The following is a 15,914-nucleotide window of genomic DNA, read 5'->3' as shown; positions in this document are numbered from 1 at the left end:
CGCATAAATTTAGATTTAATAGTTAGGAGAACCCAATGCCTTCATTTGATATCGTATCAGAAGTAGAAATGAACGAAGCTAAAAATGCAGTAGATAACGCCAACCGTGAGCTAGAAACGCGCTTTGATTTTAGAGGTGTTGACGCATCAATTGAGCTAAACGACAAAACAATTAAACTAAAAGCAGAAGCTGACTCACAAGTTATGCAGTTGTTTGATATTTTAGCAGGTAAAATTTCTAAGCGTGGTATGGACGTAGCAAGCTTGGAGCTGCAAGACATCACTCGTGCTGGTAAAAATGTGTTTCGTAATGTTGCACTTAAACAAGGCATTGAGAAAGACATGGCTAAAAAAGTAGTTAAAGCCATTAAAGACTCAAAAGTAAAAGTACAAGCTGCTATTCAAGGTGAAGAAGTACGTGTAACGGGTAAAAAGCGTGACGATTTACAAGCCGCTATGCAAGTCGTTCGCACTGCAGATTTAGGTCAGCCTTTCCAGTTTAAAAACTTTCGCGATTAATTAGCTAAGTGCCTTTAGTATTTTAAAGTGAAAATTTAAATGTGTGGTTATTAAATATATTAGCCACACATTTTACCCCGCCCTAATTACAGCCTTTACTTACTCGCAAGCCTAAACCCCTTTTACCTACGTAAAATTAGTCCACTGTTATTCCATACTCTTTTAACGTTATTTAAATGCATTATTAAACCTGCTTATCACGCAGTTGCGTATATTAGGCTATTCTTAATATCAATATTACTTAATAGCGACTGTTAAAGGCTTTAAATGCTTAAGTTTCTTATTTTTATAATTATTATTGCGTGCAGTAAGTTTAGTTTTGCCAAGCCAATAAATGTAGATGTGTTGGTAGAGGACGGTTACTTTCCAATTATTATTAATGCCGAAAAAGAGCAAGGGTTAGCGCCTGAGTTTGTAAAAATACTCAATGACTCTCAAAGCGAATATAAATTTACTCTTAACTCTTTGCCTGTAAAAAGGCTCAAAAAGTGGGTCGAATGGGGGGAATTCGACATGTTGTTTTTAATGGCTATGCAATGGGTGCCTGAAGTAGCAAGAAGTGCCTTAAAGGAAACTAGCTTTTATGTTATTGCTAAAAATGAGTTGTATACGCTGGCACAAAACGCCCAAAAGCAAAGCTATTTCGATGACTTACATGCTTTAACAAAAGCGGGAGTATTGGGGTATTCCTATCGTTTTGCTGATTTTAAAACCGATGCACAGTATTTAAGTGATGAACACCAAGTTAGTTTAACAATCGATGAGTTTAACGTTGTTAAAATGCTGCTATTAAAGCGTGCCGATGTAGGGGTGTTAAATAACATAGCTTATCAATACTTTAAAAAGAACAACATTTTTAATATGAACCTGCTTTATAAGAGTAATACCCCAGATGCTATATACGATACTCATTTTTTAGTTAATCCTGTGCGCAGTAAAATTACGGTAAAACAAATGGATAAGCTTTTAAATTCGCCCGAAATAAAACCTAAAATCACAGCGCTTTTAAGTTTATACGGCGTAACATCCAGCTTTACTGAAAATAAATAATTTAACCTTTAGCTATATAGACGTCCGTTGACATTTGTAAACAAACTGCTCACAATAACCGCCTATTTTCAAGGTGCTTGCTGGTTGCTAAATACAGGGTTTAAAAGTATTAAAACTAACAGCGAGATAATCGGGAAGTTGGTGCGCCTTTATGATAAAAGCAATCCCAACACTGCCCCCGCAACGGTAAAGTATTAACGCATTTATGTGTTTACTGAGTCCGGAGACCGGCCTTGAAGTAATCTTACTTACTTAAATCTTTGCGGTGGGCAAAGATAGGGAACATCATGCTAAATAAAACAACTCTTGGCGTTGCTATCTCGGCTGCGCTGTCTTTTTCTGTATCTGCTGCACAAAGCCCAATTGAAAAAATCACTGTTACCGCTAATAAATTTGAACAATCAATAAATAATGTATTAGCGAGCGTTAATGTAATTGAACGCGCCGAAATAGATGCAAGCAATGTACGCGATTTACCAACCTTATTAAGCACTCAAGTGGGTTTTCAGATTAATCCTAATGGTGGCTTTGGCCAAACGTCGGGCGTATCTTTACGTGGTACAGGTTCTGGCGATACGCTAATTTTAATTGATGGTGTACGCACGGGCTCAGCCACGCTAGGACAAAAAGCATTAAATAACGTGCCGCTAAATAGTATTGAGCGAATCGAGATCATAAAAGGCTCGCGTGCAGCTGTGTATGGCTCAGATGCATTAGCTGGGGTTATTAATATAATAACGCGTGAAGCGAGCAATGTATCACTTGATGCCACATTTGGCTCTAACGCTTATCAAAACTATCAGCTTGCAGGTTCAGTAAAATCAAATGAAGTGGTTAGCGCATTTAATGCAGGCTTTGAAAAAACCGATGGTTTTGATGCATTACAAGGTATAGCGCCCGATGACGACAGCTATGAAAATAAAAACGTAGGCTTTAAATTAAACTATGCAGATGCACACTACGGTAACTTTAAGCTACTAGGCCAGTACAGCGAAGGTTACGCGGATTACGATAGCAGCTTTAGCCCTGCAACGAGCACGGTCGAAAGAGGGGATTTTAAAAACTATCAACTGTCGGCGCAGTGGAGCAAAAACTACACTAACCAATCTCATGCTATAGATGTTGCTTTTGCAACCGATGATTCTGACAGCACATATGTGGACTCTTTTACCGGCGGGCCATTAACCAGTACATTTATTACTAAGCGCTCGCAAGTAGATTACAGCGGCCAATACCGCTTAACAAATGCGCTTAATATTAGCGGCGGCGTTAATTGGTATAACGATGATGTATCGCAAAGCTCGCAAGCATTTGATGAGAATAGCCGCGATGTATTAGCAGTGTTTGTTGGGGCTTATTACGACACCGACACTGTGCTTGCCAATTTAACTCTTCGCCAAGACGACGATGAACAGTTTGGTGATGAAACAACCTATACTGCGGCGGCTGGTTATCATTTATCTGAAAATTCAACATTTAGAATTAGTCAAAGCACAGGTTTTAAAGCGCCAACATTTAACGATTTATACTACCCAAATTTTGGTAATCCAGATCTCCAACCTGAAAAATCAATAAACCGCGAGGTTGGTGTAAATGTTAATTTTGACAGTGCACAAGTCGATTTTGCAATTTTTAGAAACGACATCGAAGATAAAATTGATTACGATGAAAACTTTGCGTTAGCTAATATAAACGAAGCTCGCTATGAAGGGGTTGAGTTTAGCCTTACCCAGCAAATTTTAGGGTTTGATAGCCACTTTAATTTTGCATACTTAAGTGCCGAAAACAAAGAAACCGGCGATGAGCTACGCAATGTTGCCAAGCGCACTGTTAATTGGGAACTCGCAAAGCAATTTGGTGATTTTGATGCTCGCATTGATATGCAATACCGCAGTGATCGCGAGGGGGCTGTAACGCGCCTAGGTTCGTATACACTTTGGAACCTAGCGGGTAACTATCATGTAAACGATAATATTGAGCTGTCGCTTCGTGTAGAGAACCTATTTGACAGAGATTACAATGTGGTTGACTCAAGAGCTGACTTTACAAGCGGTGACGTATATTACTACAACACCCCAGAGCGCCGCTTTTTTGCAGGTGCAAGCTATCAGTTTTAATAGCGTTTTTTAATATACAAAAGCCCGATTTATATCGGGCTTTTTAATGTGTATTTATACCAATTCGCATTAATACTTAATCATTTTCAGGGGCTAAATGTGTCGCTATCTGCGTTAAAAAATTCTCATTTAGAACAACTAAATAGCGAATTTTTTGCCTTGCTATCAACACGTTTATCCATCCTCAAAATAGATCACTTAATTATGCGGATTGGTATTAGAATTACTTTAACAACGCAAATTAGCTACTCAGTTAAAAACTCTTTAAATACAGTTTCAAACTTGTGTAACTTAGGCGTAATTAAAATACTACAGTAACCTTGCTGTGGGTTTTCGTTGTAGTAATCTTGATGATAATGCTCCGCTGGGTAATAGGTGGTAGCAGGGCTAACCTCTGTCACTATTGGCTCGCTAATATGGTTTTGTAGCTGGGCTATCATCTCATTGGTTTGATTTAATTGTGCATCGTTGTGGTAATAAACAACACTTCTATACTGTGTGCCAATATCGTTACCTTGGCGATTTAATTGGGTGGCATCGTGTAACGTAAAAAACATGCTAAGCAGTGTTTCAAAACTCACTACAGCGCTGTCAAATTCCAGTTGCACAACCTCAGAATGACCTGTTGTACCAGAGCAGACTGATTTATACGTGGGGTTGTCGGTATGGCCGCCGGTGTAACCTGAGCTTACGTTTAGTACACCTTTTACTCGTCTGAATGCAGCGTCTATACACCAAAAACAGCCTCCACCAAATGTTGCTAGTTGTGTTGATGTGCTCATAAGTTGTCCTAATTATGTATGTTACAGTATTAAGGCGAGCATAAATTGAATGCGCCGTAACAGCAAGTTACGGCGCAGTGTAAGCTCAGTTAAATTTCTTCGCTGTCTTTTAACGGGTGAGAGTCGGCTTGCTTATTTAATTTTTGCTGTAAGAACTCTGGCGACTGTGTGTTGCGGGCTAGGGCATAATACGCTGCAGGCACAACATAAAGTGTTAGCAATGTTGATACAATAACCCCTGTAAATACCACCACACCAATTACCATGCGGCTCTCTGCGCCTGGGCCTGATGCCAATACTAAAGGCACTGCGCTCATTACCGTAGTCAGAGAGGTCATTATTATTGGGCGCAGGCGCTGAGTGGCCGCTTGCAAAATAGCCTCGCTAAATTCTACGCCTTTATCACGCAGTTGGTTGGTAAATTCGACTATTAAAATGCCATTTTTAGCGCTTAAACCTATCAGCATTACAATACCAATTTGGCTATAAATATTAAGCGTTAAGCCAGTTGCCCATAGGCCAAACATGGCACCCATTAGGCCAAGTGGTACTGTTAGCATAATGACAAATGGGTGCATAAAGCTTTCAAATTGCGCAGCTAAAACTAAAAAGGTCACAGTTAGGGCAAGCACAAATACATAGGTCATGGCCGATGCGCCTTCGTAATATAATTGTGATTCACCTTTATAATCTACAGCGCCGTCAATGTCGTTTTCTTCTGCAGCTACTTTGTTTAAAAAGTTAAGTGCTTGTTCCAGTGTATAGCCGTCCGCAAGATTAGCGCTTAGTGTAATGGCGCGCATTCGGTTATAACGGTTTAAGCGCGATGCTGTGGCCTCTTCTTTTAAGCTTATAAGGCTATCAAGTGGGACCAGCTCACCACTGCGTGATTTAAGGTAAATATTTGAAATATCAGTAGGGTTTGTAAAGTCTTGTTTAGTGCCTTTTAAAATTACATCGTATTCTTCACCTCGGTCAATAAAGGTGGTAACGCGGCGCTGCCCTAACATGGTTTCAAGCGTGGTGCCTACATCTGATACCGATACACCTAAATCGGCGGCTTTGTTTTTATCTATGCTGACTAAAAATTGTGGAAAGGTTTCTTTATAGTCGTGATCGATTCTTACCAAGCCTGGATTTTTTTCTGCGCGCTCTATAATGCGGTCGCGCCAATCAGCAAGTTGCTCGTAATCGTTACCTTGTAGTACAAACTCTATGGGGCGAGAGGAGCCGCCACCGCCAATACCACGGCGCATAATAGCAAAGGCACGTACGTCTGTTACTTCGGTCATTTTGGCGCTTATTTCGTCCATAACTTCCCAGGTAGAGCGCTTGCGCTTATCCCAATCGGCCATACCAACGATAGCAACACCGCCACTGCCGCCCCAGCCCGGTACGCGCACTAAAACACGGCTTAATTCGCCAGCTTCTGAGTAAGGAAGCAGGCGCTCTTCTATTTTGGCCATGTTGGCAGCGTTATTTTCATAACTTGCGCCTTCAGGGCCGCTCATCATAATAAAAAAGGTACCGCGATCTTCTTTTGGCGTAAGCTCAGAAGGCACTTGCAAAAACAACGAGTAGCTAACAAAACCAGCAAGTACTAGGCTTATCATTAAGCCCCATTTTTTGGTCATATTTGAGGTAAGCGATTGGCGGTAACTGTTTTCAACTTTGCTAAAAACACGGTCCATCCATTGGCTAAATTTACTTTCTTTTTCTGACGCTTTTAAAACTTTAGAGCACAGCGCTGGCGAGAGCGTAAGGGCAGTAATACTAGAGAAAAACACCGCGGCACTTACAGCCATTGCAAACTCTGTAAACAAGGCGCCAATTCGCCCATCCATAAATACTAAAGGTACAAACACCGAAATAAGCACAAGCGTTGTCGCAATAATTGCAAAGCCTACTTCGCGGGCACCTCTAAAGGCTGCTAATAAAGGAGGCTCGCCAAGCTCAATACGACGGTGAATATTTTCAAGCATTACAATGGCGTCATCTACGACCAAACCAATTGCTAATACCAGCGCAAGTAAGGTTAATAAGTTGATTGAATAACCCATGGCAAGTAAAAACATAAAGCTGCCAACAAGTGCTACAGGCACTGTAACAGCAGGGATAAGCGTAGCGCGAATATTACCTAAAAAGATAAATATTATTAACACCACTAACCCCATAGAAATGGCAAGCGTGCTATATACTTCGTTGATTGACTCTTTAATAAAAATAGACGAATCGTAGCTGTCTTGAATAGTGGTGCCCTCTGGCAAATTACGTTTTATTTTTTCAAGTTCACTGCGGGCGTTGTCTACCACTGTTAAGGTGTTTGCTTTTGCTTGCTTTACTATGCCAAGGCCAATCATGTTACGGCCGTTACCACGGAACAGGCTTTCATCGTCGGCGGCTTCTAAATGTACATCGGCAACTTCACCTAAACGCACAAGGTAGCCGTCTTCACCGCGTTTAATAACTAAGTTTTGAAAATCACGTTGGTCTTTATAGCTACGCGCTGTACGTACGGTAAAATCGCGGTCGATAGATTCAATTTCACCTGCTGGTAGCTCTACGTTTTCGCTGCGTAGGGTGTTTTCGATATCACTTGAAGTGATCCCACGAGCAGCCATGGCTTGGCGGTTTAGCCAAATTTTCATGGCGTATTGGCGCTCACCACCAATACGTACATTTGAAACGCCATCTACAACGGCTAATCGGTCGACAATAAAGCGCTGTGCATAATCGCTCAATTGCAGCGAGTTCATGGTTTCACTGTTAAGTACAAACCAGGCTATAGGGCTCTCGTCGCTGTTTGACTTAGATACCTCTGGTGGGCGCACTTGCTCTGGTAGGTTATCTAGTGCACGGGCAACTCGCTCTCGTACATCGTTTGAGGCTGCGTCAATATCACGGCTTATATCAAACTCAATAACGATATTAGAGCGGCCATTTCTGCTTGAAGAATTAATACTTTTAATGCCTTCAATACCCGATATCCGGTTTTCTAATATTTGCGTTATTTTTGTCTCGACTATTTCTGCCGAAGCACCAGTGTAGTCAGTACTAATACTGACAATAGGGGTTTCAATATCAGGGTATTCTCTAAGTGGTAGCATCGAAAAAGCCACCAAGCCAAATGTTAGCAGTAGTAAGTTAATTACTATGGCAAAAACAGGACGTTTAACACTCGTATCTGTAATTTTCACCGATTAACCCTCAACACTTACTTTGCTACCAGGGCGAATTTTAATAATGCCTTCGGTAATCACTTGCTCGCCATCGCTAAGGCCTTCATCAATCGCTACCCAGCCGTTATTTCTGCCAGCAACATGCACTTCTACCTTATTGGCAATACCCTCTTTTACTTGGTATACAAAATGTTTATCTTGCAGTGGGATCACGGCTTTTTCTGGCACCATAAGCGCCTGATTGCTACTAAGCTCCAAAGCGGTGTTTAAAAGCATCCCAGGGCGTAATAATCCGGATTTATTAGCAAAGCTTGCGGTTACTTCTACACTGCGAGTAATCGAGTCGATACGAGAACTAATATGGGTCACTTTGCCGGTAAAAGTGCGCCCTGGGTAGGCATCGTTTTGAGTATGTACTTTCATGCCTAGGTTAAGTTGAGATAAATATTTTTCAGGGACTTTAAAGTCAACTTTTATAATACTAATATCATCAAGCGTTGTAATAATTGTATCGCTATTTACATAAGCACCAACTGACACTTCTCGTTTGCCTAATAAGCCAGAAAACGGCGCGGTAATTAGCATTTCATCAAGTTTGGTTTTAGCACTTTCTAGTTGGGCTTGCGTGGCATCTACGCGAGAAAGCTGCTCTTCTAATAATGATTTAGCGGTAGATTGCGTACGAGAAAGCTCAGTAAGGCGGCTTAACTGACGTTTTTCTTCTTTTAAGTTAATGCCTAGCTCTTTTACAGCGTATTGTTCTTGCTGATTTTGCAGCTGCACAAGGCGTTGGCCTTTACTTACTAAGTCGCCATCTTCAAAATATATGTGTGTAACATAATCGCTTTGTGCGCTTTTTATATAAATTGCTTGGTTTGCGCGTGCACTGCCTATGGCTTCAATCATAACGGTGTTTTCTTGAGACGATACCGTATGAGCCATTACCTGTGTGGGTGTATCACTTGAATTAGATTGTTCACCATGGCTAGATGGCAAATATAAGTACACACTTAAAATAACAAGAAGCGTAATTAAAAATGGAAAAAGAGCTTTACCTGACTGTTTTGAATACATCGTTTTCATACCTGAAAATAAATTGTAAGTATTGTACGAAATAAGACCGTGAAAAGGCGGTTATGTGTCTCATAAATTTGTGCGTTAGGCGTAAAAATTTATGAGACTAATTACTTGTTCCCATTTAACACTAAAATTATGATAAAACGATGAAGCAACCACCGCAGTGTAAAACCTGTTTAACAATGAGAAAAATAATACTTTGGGGTATTGTTATGTTTTTATTTTATATGGCTTTTTACCAATATGGGTAAGCCAAGTTCAATAATAAAATACAGGGCGCAAGGGGCGCGCAATGGCATTGAAGTACTTACTGTAGGCAGCGTAGGCTTAGTATTTATTATGCTGTTTAATTTACTGCGCCCGGATGAAATTAGCTTAATAGAAATTTTTTTAGTAAGCATGTGCATAGCTGCTATTTTTATTGGCTTTTTAAAAACACAGGAACCTTATTACAGTTTAGTACTTAGTGAGTCCTTGCTTGTGTATCAGCATAAGTATGGCCAGTGGCAGTTACATGTTAGTAACTTACACCACAGCGGTATTCCTAAAGTGGCTGATGGCCTTGAATACCTTGAATTAAACGCAGTAGGTTTAAAACTCAATGATATGGACGAATTTTTAAGCGCTATACACCCACGCATTGCCGGAAAACTACTGATAGAGCAGCGTAATTTATTTATGCAAGCTGTTCAAAAACATTGCAAAAATGGCAATTGCCCATCAGAATGGTTAATAGAAGAGACACAATACACCTCACCTAAAGGATTTAGCTATACTGGACTTATAGCTATGTTTGCTAACAGAGCCAAGCACCTTGAGTTGTTAACGGGATATAATTTACTGTTACCCGCAAGTGTATTAGAGACAGACATTTGGTCGTTCAGTGCCGATTTAAATAAATGGAAACGCGCACCTGAACGGTTTATAGCATCGCAAGTTGGACACTAAATGCGATAGTAGGAAAAATAATGAGCCAAGAAAGATCTTTTATAAAGAGTGGTCGCAATACCATCATCCATAAAGATAAAAAGCTTGATCTAGTCATTGTAAATGCAGAGCAGCACCCACGTATAAAGGTAACTCAAAATGGTTTGGAGCCATTTAAAGAGGATCTACCTAAAAACCGGCGTGATGCCAAAGAGCGTTACCTTGAAATTGTTAATGTAAGTAGCGCTGATATTTTTGGTGAAGAAAAACAGCTGTTGTTTATTCAGGCGCTTGATGGGCGTGAATACAAAGTAGATTACTCAAAAATAGGCACTAAGCTGTTTGTGCGTATTCATCAAGATACGTATATGTAATACCAATCCGCAATAATGCTTAATCATTTTGAGAGGCTAAACGTGTTAAAAAGTTCTCATATAGAACAACTGACTAGCGAATTTTTTGCCTAGCTACCAACACGTTTTCCAGCCTCAAAATGGAGCACTTAATTAAGCGAATTGGTATAACTCTAAATGGCATCTTTATTGCTAGTGATTACACTATAGTAATTATTTGACATTATAGGTGCGTTTTATGAAAGCGTTTGCTTTTACTCCTCTTATATCTTGTTTTTTATTGGCTGCCTGTGGCGGTGGAGGCGGCGGTAGTGAAGACTCTGCTGTTGAAACCACGGTTAATGCCGGAACCGATCTACAAGTTGTAGAAAAAACAGAGTTTACAATCACCGCACAAGGCTCACCAGCCGACGGTACCTTTACTTGGCAGCGCGTTAGTGGCCCATCTGTGGACGGCTTCCCGCTTGAAGGTGCAGAGCAAACAATTATTGCGCCCGATGTTAAAGCCGACAGTGAACTTGTTCTATCTGTAAGCTATCAAACAGATAATGGCAGCTTAGTTAGTGACAACGTGAGCATATTTATTACCTCAAGTAATCAATTACCGCTTGCTGTTGTTAGTCAAACAGCCCCAGAAACACTGCCTTCAACCTATAACGACACCGTAACGTTAAGTGCTGAAGAGTCGAGCGACCCTGATGAAAATGGCCAAATTAATAGCTATCAGTGGCAATTAATTTCAGGCCCTGATTTAGATGTAACCGACTTTGACAACTCTACGGTAAGTTTTAGCCATCCGCTGCTTGAATCAAATACTAATTTAATATGGCAATTAAGCGTTACCGACGACGAGGGCGGCGAGGCAAGTACTGAATACAGTATGACATTAAATAAAACAGACGAGCTGGTTGTGGCCAATGCCGGAGATGACCAAAATGTTGAAGAATTTGAGGAAGTGACCTTAGATGCAAGTGAAAGTGACACCCTAACAGATACGTTTTCATGTAGCTGGCAACAATTAACAGGCAATGCCGAAACGCTGGCAAATACTAGCCAATGTACCACGACATTTTTTGCCTCCGACGTTGATTTAGATACCACGTTGAGCTTTGAAGTCACTGTTACTGATTCTAAAGGGCGCACTGACACCGATACCGTATTTATTGACGTATCACCAAAAGCATTAGGGTTAATTAACGACAGTGGCCTAGGCGAGTGTTATAACAATACCCAGCGTATCAATTGCCAAAGTAGTGACTTTCCGGGTCAAGATGCAGAGCTTGGTCGAGACAGCTTTGCCAACCAACTCGATAAAGCAGGCCAAGGTAACCTTGCGTTTGACTACACTAAGCTAAATCAGTTTGCTGATGAAGTAGCGGATGATAGTGACGACTTTACTTGTATACGCGACAACGTAACGGGGCTTGTATGGGAAGTGAAAAGTGTAGAGTCAGGTACATTACCTAATACCACCTTACGCGATGGCCAAAATCATTACTTTTGGGATTTAGGCACGACAACCTTTACCGATACCAGTACCGCTAATACCACCTGCCCAGATGATACAAGCTGTGGTGTGCAAACCTATATAAATGAAGTGAACGACTTAGATTTTTGCGGCGGTACCAATTGGCGCTTACCAACTTACACTGAGCTGTTGAGCTTAATAGATTATGGCAAGCAGGGCGAAAACGTATTAATTGATGAAGCGTTTTTTCCAAATATGCCAGAAGCAGGCGCTATAGATGATGTGAATTTACCGTACTGGACATCGCAAACTGCAGCAGATGGTACCAGCTTATCGCAAGCGTACATTATCGATATGAGCAACGGGAATGACTTAGCCTACCCGAAAGAAAAATACGCGTATGTACGTTTAGTCAGAAGCCGATAGGAGAAAATCATGAAAACATGCTTACTATTTTCAATGGCTGTATTTAGCGCAAGCTTTCAACTAGCCGCAGCGCAAACGTGTTACGACGGGGCGGATACAACAACACCAACCACTCGCTTCACCCTTAATGACGATGGCACAGTGTTAGATACAGAAACTGGCCTAATGTGGCAACGTTGTAGCTACGGACAAGTTTACGATAGCGACACTGAAACATGTACAGGCTCTTCTCCGTCACTTAATTGGCAAGAAGCACTCACAGGTGCAGAAAACGACACCACTGCCGATTACGACGATTGGCAGGTGCCTAATGTTAAAGAGCTTGCCAGTATTTTAGAGCACAGCTGCACCGAGCCAAGTATTAACGAAGAGGTGTTTTTAGGCACTAAATTGCAAAACTACTGGAGTAATACCTCAGGTGTAAGCACGATGAGCTCAGCATGGGTTTACCAGTTTGATAGTGGGCTTAATAGCTTACATGCTAAAACCAGTGACGTGTATTTACGTTTAGTGCGTTACGAAAACTAAGTAAAATAAAATAGCCAAGCACTTAGCTTTAATACAAAAGCGCCGCTAAATTTAGCGGCGCTTTTTTGTTTTACATAAATTTACGTTATTTCAATAATAAAGCGCATACAACGTTGTTACTTTGTCGTTTTTTTTGCCATTATAGGCCGAGTTTTAATGACGAAGGAACATTGCGGTGTATTTAAGCTACTTTGGCTTGAGCGAAAAGCCATTTTCGATCTCGCCCAACCCCCATTATTTATTTTTAAGCGAACGCCACAAAGAGGCACTTGCCCACTTAACCTATGGTTTAGGCGAAGATGGCGGGTTTGTATTGCTAACCGGCGAAGTGGGAACAGGCAAAACCACCATTACCCGCAGTATGTTAGAGCAACTGCCAGAGAATACTCAAGTTGCAATGATCCATAATCCGGCGCTGTCGGAGCTTGAGCTTTTGGCCAGTATTTGTGATGAGCTAAACATTACTTACGATGCCCAAAATGCCACCCTTAAAAGTTTAACCGACATTATTAAGCAGCACCTAGAGGCTAATAACAAAGCGGGCGGGCACACAATTTTAATTATTGATGAAGCGCAGCTCCTTGCCCCCGATGTGCTTGAGCAATTACGACTATTAACCAACATAGAAACTGATCATAAAAAACTGTTACAAATAGTCTTAGTGGGTCAACCAGAGCTTCAGGCATTATTAAAACGTACTGAGCTTAGGCAGTTGGCGCAGCGAATTACAGCACGGTATCATTTATTACCGCTCACCCAAGGGCAAACAGTTGCGTATATAAAGCATCGTTTACATATTGCCGGGTGTGATAAAGGCGTGTTTTCGCTCGATGCTATGCAAGCTGTACATCAGTTAACTGGCGGCATTCCACGCTTAATGAATTTAGTCTGTGAGCGCGCGTTAGTCGGGGCTTTTTCTAAGCAGCAGCTTATTGTTGATAGTGATATTATAAAACAATCAGCCCAAGAATCACTGCCTATGGACTTTGTGGCTGCGCAGAATAATGCGCCTAAATCCACTGGCCGTGTTTATTATTACTTAGCATTTGCTGCTTTGTTTGCAGTAGGTGTTGGCATGTCGTTTATTATATAGTTAGGTAATTTATGTCTTATTTATTAGATGCATTAAAGCAATCTCAACAAGCAGATATGAGCGCCGAGCAATATGATTTGCAGTCAGCGCAGTTAAAGCAGCAGCAAGCACTTACGCGCTATAAAAAAATGGTGTGGCTACTTGGCGGCGCAATTGCAGCATTTATTGCCATAGCGGGTGGCTTTACAGCAGGTAAGTGGTTTCAAAGCAGCGCACTATTAAAAACAACCCAGCCGGTTGACGTTGTTAGCACTGATAGCAAAAAACAAAAACAAGCAGTAACAGATGAGCCAGCTATAGCGCAAAATAAAGCCGCAAAGCCTGTAACATCACCTTCTTCAGAGGCTGAAAAAAATAGTAATAAAGCAACGATTGAAGGGCAGTTGGTGTATGTACAAACACCTACCGGGGTACAAAAAATGTTGCTTACCCCACAAGGGCAGTATATCCCTATTAATGATAATCCGGCGCAGCAGCAACCAGGTTACAATGTGCAAACACCTATAAATGCAAACGGGTATAATCAAAATGCGTTTAATCAGCCGACTCACAATGCACAGCTACCTAATACGCAAAGCTATAATCCACTAGCTTATAATGCACACGGCCAAAACACGCAATTTATGCAGCCACAAACACAAAATACAAGCTCAGCAGGTTTAGATATGAGCAAGTATAAAGTGCTTGGAAAACCACTGAATGGTGAGAATACCCCAAGCACGCAAGCGCCGCAAAGTAGTCCGGAGCTTGATGCTGTACCGAGTAAATTAAAAGATGCCTTTGCGCAAGCGATAAAAGACTCGGAGCAAGAACAAGATTACGAAGTAACCCAGGCCTCACGCAGTTCATCTCGAGTTAAACCGGTTGAGCTATTACCAGATGGCTTACAAGCCATGCTGCCAAGCATTAAATACCAAGCACATATATACTCTTCAAGTGCAGATAAACGCTGGATAAAGCTTAATGGCAGAGAGCTACACGAAGGGGAGAGCATTGGGGCACTAACAGTGCGCGAAATTACCCCAGAGCAAAGTGTACTTGATTTTGATGGTTATGAATTCAGTATTAAAGCTTTGCAGGATTGGCCGCAATAAAGCGCAGCTAATAAAGTAAAGCCGCAAAACTGCGGCTTTACTTTTTAACTCAAGGTAAAATAGCGTTTTTGTAAAAGCGCTCTAAATCAATGTTGTAGTCGGTCGGCTTAACGGTTGATTCGAGCTTGTCAGCTGTTTTTTTATTTGCCAAGTTTATATCTTGCATTTCCGTGTAGCGACCGTGTTTAGCACTATAAAATGTTTTAACCACCGGCTTTAAAGGTGTTTCAGGGTTACTCTGTGTAACCAAGCCTACTTTTTGGCTAGATAAGCGCACTAAGGTGCCTACAGGGTGAATGCCAATACATTGGATAAACTTAGTAAGTAGCTCACCATCAAAGCTATCAGGGCAACCATCTTTTAAAATTTTAAACGCTTTTATAGGCTCCATACCTGCTTTATATACCCGCTCTGCCGTAAGTGCATCATATACATCTACAATTGACGCCATACGTACGTATTGGCTTATCTCATCGCCTTTTTTGGCAAACGGATAGCCTTTTCCGTCTAAGCGCTCATGGTGTAGGCCGGCAATATCTACAGCAATCCCCGTTAACCCCGCTTCTTCTAAAATTTGCTTAGAATACAGAGCATGGTTTTGCATAATTTTAAATTCGTCATCACTAAAGCGACCCGGTTTATTGAGCACTTCGTCAGGAATTTTAATTTTTCCTATGTCATGTAACAAAGCACCTGTAGTGAGCTCTACAATAATGTCGCGCTCTATGCCTAAGTGCTTTGCAAAAATACCCATTAAAATAGAAACGTTGATAGAGTGCTCTAATAAGTAAGCATCTTTTTGGCGCATTTGCGTTAAGCAGGCTAGGGCATCTTGGTTTCTAAAAATAGAGTCCATAAAGCCACTGGCAAGCTCTTTAAAAGGCGCTATGTCTATATCTCTACCCGCTTTAATATCGCCAAAGGCCTTTTGTTGAAGTGTTTTAGCTTCGTCGTAGAGCTTTTTAGCTTTGCCTATTTCTTGTTCACTACTGTGAACTTTAAGCCAAGGGTCGCGTTTTTTAATCTCTGCCTTAGGCACTGGGGTTTGGGTGACGGGCTCGGGTGTAGTTAATGTTTTATCTGGATCTATCTCTATTTCTAAAATGCCCGCTTTTTTGAGCTTATCGATACTCGCCTGAGTTTTAACCCAGCCTTGGATTTAATTTTAATGCGCCCAGTTTGTTTTGTAACACTTTGAACAAACATGCCAGGCTGTAATTGCGAAATAGAGATAACTTTCAATTTTTTTACTTCTGTAATGGGTCTTTGTTTAAATTAGCATCATTATACGTTGCAGGGTAA

12 protein-coding genes, 1 pseudogene and 1 riboswitch are annotated in these 15,914 nt (G+C 41.1%); of the genes and pseudogenes, 9 read left to right on the top strand and 4 right to left on the bottom strand.

Annotation, left to right across the window (positions count from 1 at the left end):
- Positions 1-35: 35 nt before the first annotated feature.
- From PSH50_RS04610 to PSH50_RS04600, 3 genes are all read left to right on the top strand, one after another.
- Positions 36-518 carry a YajQ family cyclic di-GMP-binding protein gene (locus PSH50_RS04610; RefSeq protein ID WP_004588518.1) on the top strand — a complete coding sequence of 161 codons (483 nt, stop codon included), beginning with the start codon at positions 36-38 and terminating at the stop codon, positions 516-518.
- Between the two features lie 267 nt (positions 519-785).
- Positions 786-1,568 (top strand): ABC transporter substrate-binding protein, encoded by a 783-nt coding sequence (locus tag PSH50_RS04605; protein ID WP_138578336.1) that lies wholly within the window; start codon positions 786-788, stop codon positions 1,566-1,568.
- A gap of 87 nt (positions 1,569-1,655) precedes the next feature.
- Positions 1,656-1,819: riboswitch (cobalamin riboswitch) on the top strand.
- A 36-nt stretch (positions 1,820-1,855) separates the two neighbouring features.
- Positions 1,856-3,685 carry a TonB-dependent receptor gene (locus PSH50_RS04600; protein WP_273586228.1) on the top strand — a complete coding sequence of 610 codons (1,830 nt, stop codon included), beginning with the start codon at positions 1,856-1,858 and terminating at the stop codon, positions 3,683-3,685.
- A 245-nt stretch (positions 3,686-3,930) separates the two neighbouring features.
- Here PSH50_RS04600 and msrA read toward each other — a convergent pair whose 3' ends face one another.
- The 3 genes from msrA to PSH50_RS04585 all read right to left on the bottom strand — a co-directional run bounded on the left by msrA (position 3,931) and on the right by PSH50_RS04585 (position 8,720).
- Positions 3,931-4,467, bottom strand: a complete 537-nt coding sequence (gene msrA / locus PSH50_RS04595; RefSeq protein ID WP_024034325.1) for a peptide-methionine (S)-S-oxide reductase MsrA — start codon at positions 4,465-4,467, stop codon at positions 3,931-3,933.
- A gap of 89 nt (positions 4,468-4,556) precedes the next feature.
- On the bottom strand, positions 4,557-7,664 hold the full coding sequence (locus PSH50_RS04590) for an efflux RND transporter permease subunit (protein ID WP_004587179.1): 3,108 nt from the start codon (positions 7,662-7,664) through the stop codon (positions 4,557-4,559).
- A gap of 3 nt (positions 7,665-7,667) precedes the next feature.
- Positions 7,668-8,720, bottom strand: coding sequence for an efflux RND transporter periplasmic adaptor subunit (locus tag PSH50_RS04585; protein ID WP_024034323.1), 1,053 nt, complete (start codon positions 8,718-8,720; stop codon positions 7,668-7,670).
- Between the two features lie 246 nt (positions 8,721-8,966).
- Here PSH50_RS04585 and PSH50_RS04580 point away from each other — a divergent pair, with 246 nt between their 5' ends.
- The 6 genes from PSH50_RS04580 (at position 8,967) to PSH50_RS04555 (ending at position 14,612) form a co-directional block, all read left to right on the top strand.
- Positions 8,967-9,671, top strand: a complete 705-nt coding sequence (locus PSH50_RS04580) for a DUF2982 domain-containing protein (protein ID WP_024034322.1) — start codon at positions 8,967-8,969, stop codon at positions 9,669-9,671.
- A gap of 20 nt (positions 9,672-9,691) precedes the next feature.
- Positions 9,692-10,024 (top strand): hypothetical protein, encoded by a 333-nt coding sequence (locus PSH50_RS04575; protein ID WP_024034321.1) that lies wholly within the window; start codon positions 9,692-9,694, stop codon positions 10,022-10,024.
- Between the two features lie 217 nt (positions 10,025-10,241).
- Positions 10,242-11,897 (top strand): DUF1566 domain-containing protein, encoded by a 1,656-nt coding sequence (locus tag PSH50_RS04570; protein WP_273586227.1) that lies wholly within the window; start codon positions 10,242-10,244, stop codon positions 11,895-11,897.
- A gap of 9 nt (positions 11,898-11,906) precedes the next feature.
- Positions 11,907-12,425, top strand: coding sequence for a DUF1566 domain-containing protein (locus PSH50_RS04565; RefSeq protein ID WP_024034319.1), 519 nt, complete (start codon positions 11,907-11,909; stop codon positions 12,423-12,425).
- A gap of 175 nt (positions 12,426-12,600) precedes the next feature.
- Positions 12,601-13,518, top strand: coding sequence for an ExeA family protein (locus PSH50_RS04560; protein WP_024034318.1), 918 nt, complete (start codon positions 12,601-12,603; stop codon positions 13,516-13,518).
- Between the two features lie 11 nt (positions 13,519-13,529).
- A complete protein-coding gene (locus tag PSH50_RS04555; RefSeq protein WP_273586226.1) occupies positions 13,530-14,612 on the top strand; it encodes a general secretion pathway protein GspB in 1,083 nt (360 codons plus the stop codon).
- 49 nt (positions 14,613-14,661) lie between these two features.
- Here the strand turns inward: PSH50_RS04555 and PSH50_RS04550 are convergent.
- Positions 14,662-15,854: pseudogene (locus tag PSH50_RS04550) on the bottom strand (HD-GYP domain-containing protein).
- Positions 15,855-15,914 lie beyond the last annotated feature (60 nt).

This window comes from Pseudoalteromonas sp. Angola-7, assembly GCF_028599255.1.
In the GTDB taxonomy this organism is placed as follows: domain Bacteria; phylum Pseudomonadota; class Gammaproteobacteria; order Enterobacterales; family Alteromonadaceae; genus Pseudoalteromonas; species Pseudoalteromonas atlantica.
The sequence above is the reverse complement of the archived record's forward strand: the minus strand, read 5'-3'. Positions and strand labels throughout refer to the sequence as shown.

Coding starts and splice junctions, on each gene's coding strand:
- PSH50_RS04610 (WP_004588518.1), top strand. CDS start 36: ATGCCTTCATTTGATATCGTATCAGAAGTAGAAATGAACGAAGCTAAA.
- PSH50_RS04605 (WP_138578336.1), top strand. CDS start 786: ATGCTTAAGTTTCTTATTTTTATAATTATTATTGCGTGCAGTAAGTTT.
- PSH50_RS04600 (WP_273586228.1), top strand. CDS start 1,856: ATGCTAAATAAAACAACTCTTGGCGTTGCTATCTCGGCTGCGCTGTCT.
- msrA (WP_024034325.1), bottom strand. CDS start 4,467: ATGAGCACATCAACACAACTAGCAACATTTGGTGGAGGCTGTTTTTGG.
- PSH50_RS04585 (WP_024034323.1), bottom strand. CDS start 8,720: ATGTATTCAAAACAGTCAGGTAAAGCTCTTTTTCCATTTTTAATTACG.
- PSH50_RS04580 (WP_024034322.1), top strand. CDS start 8,967: ATGGGTAAGCCAAGTTCAATAATAAAATACAGGGCGCAAGGGGCGCGC.
- PSH50_RS04575 (WP_024034321.1), top strand. CDS start 9,692: ATGAGCCAAGAAAGATCTTTTATAAAGAGTGGTCGCAATACCATCATC.
- PSH50_RS04570 (WP_273586227.1), top strand. CDS start 10,242: ATGAAAGCGTTTGCTTTTACTCCTCTTATATCTTGTTTTTTATTGGCT.
- PSH50_RS04565 (WP_024034319.1), top strand. CDS start 11,907: ATGAAAACATGCTTACTATTTTCAATGGCTGTATTTAGCGCAAGCTTT.
- PSH50_RS04555 (WP_273586226.1), top strand. CDS start 13,530: ATGTCTTATTTATTAGATGCATTAAAGCAATCTCAACAAGCAGATATG.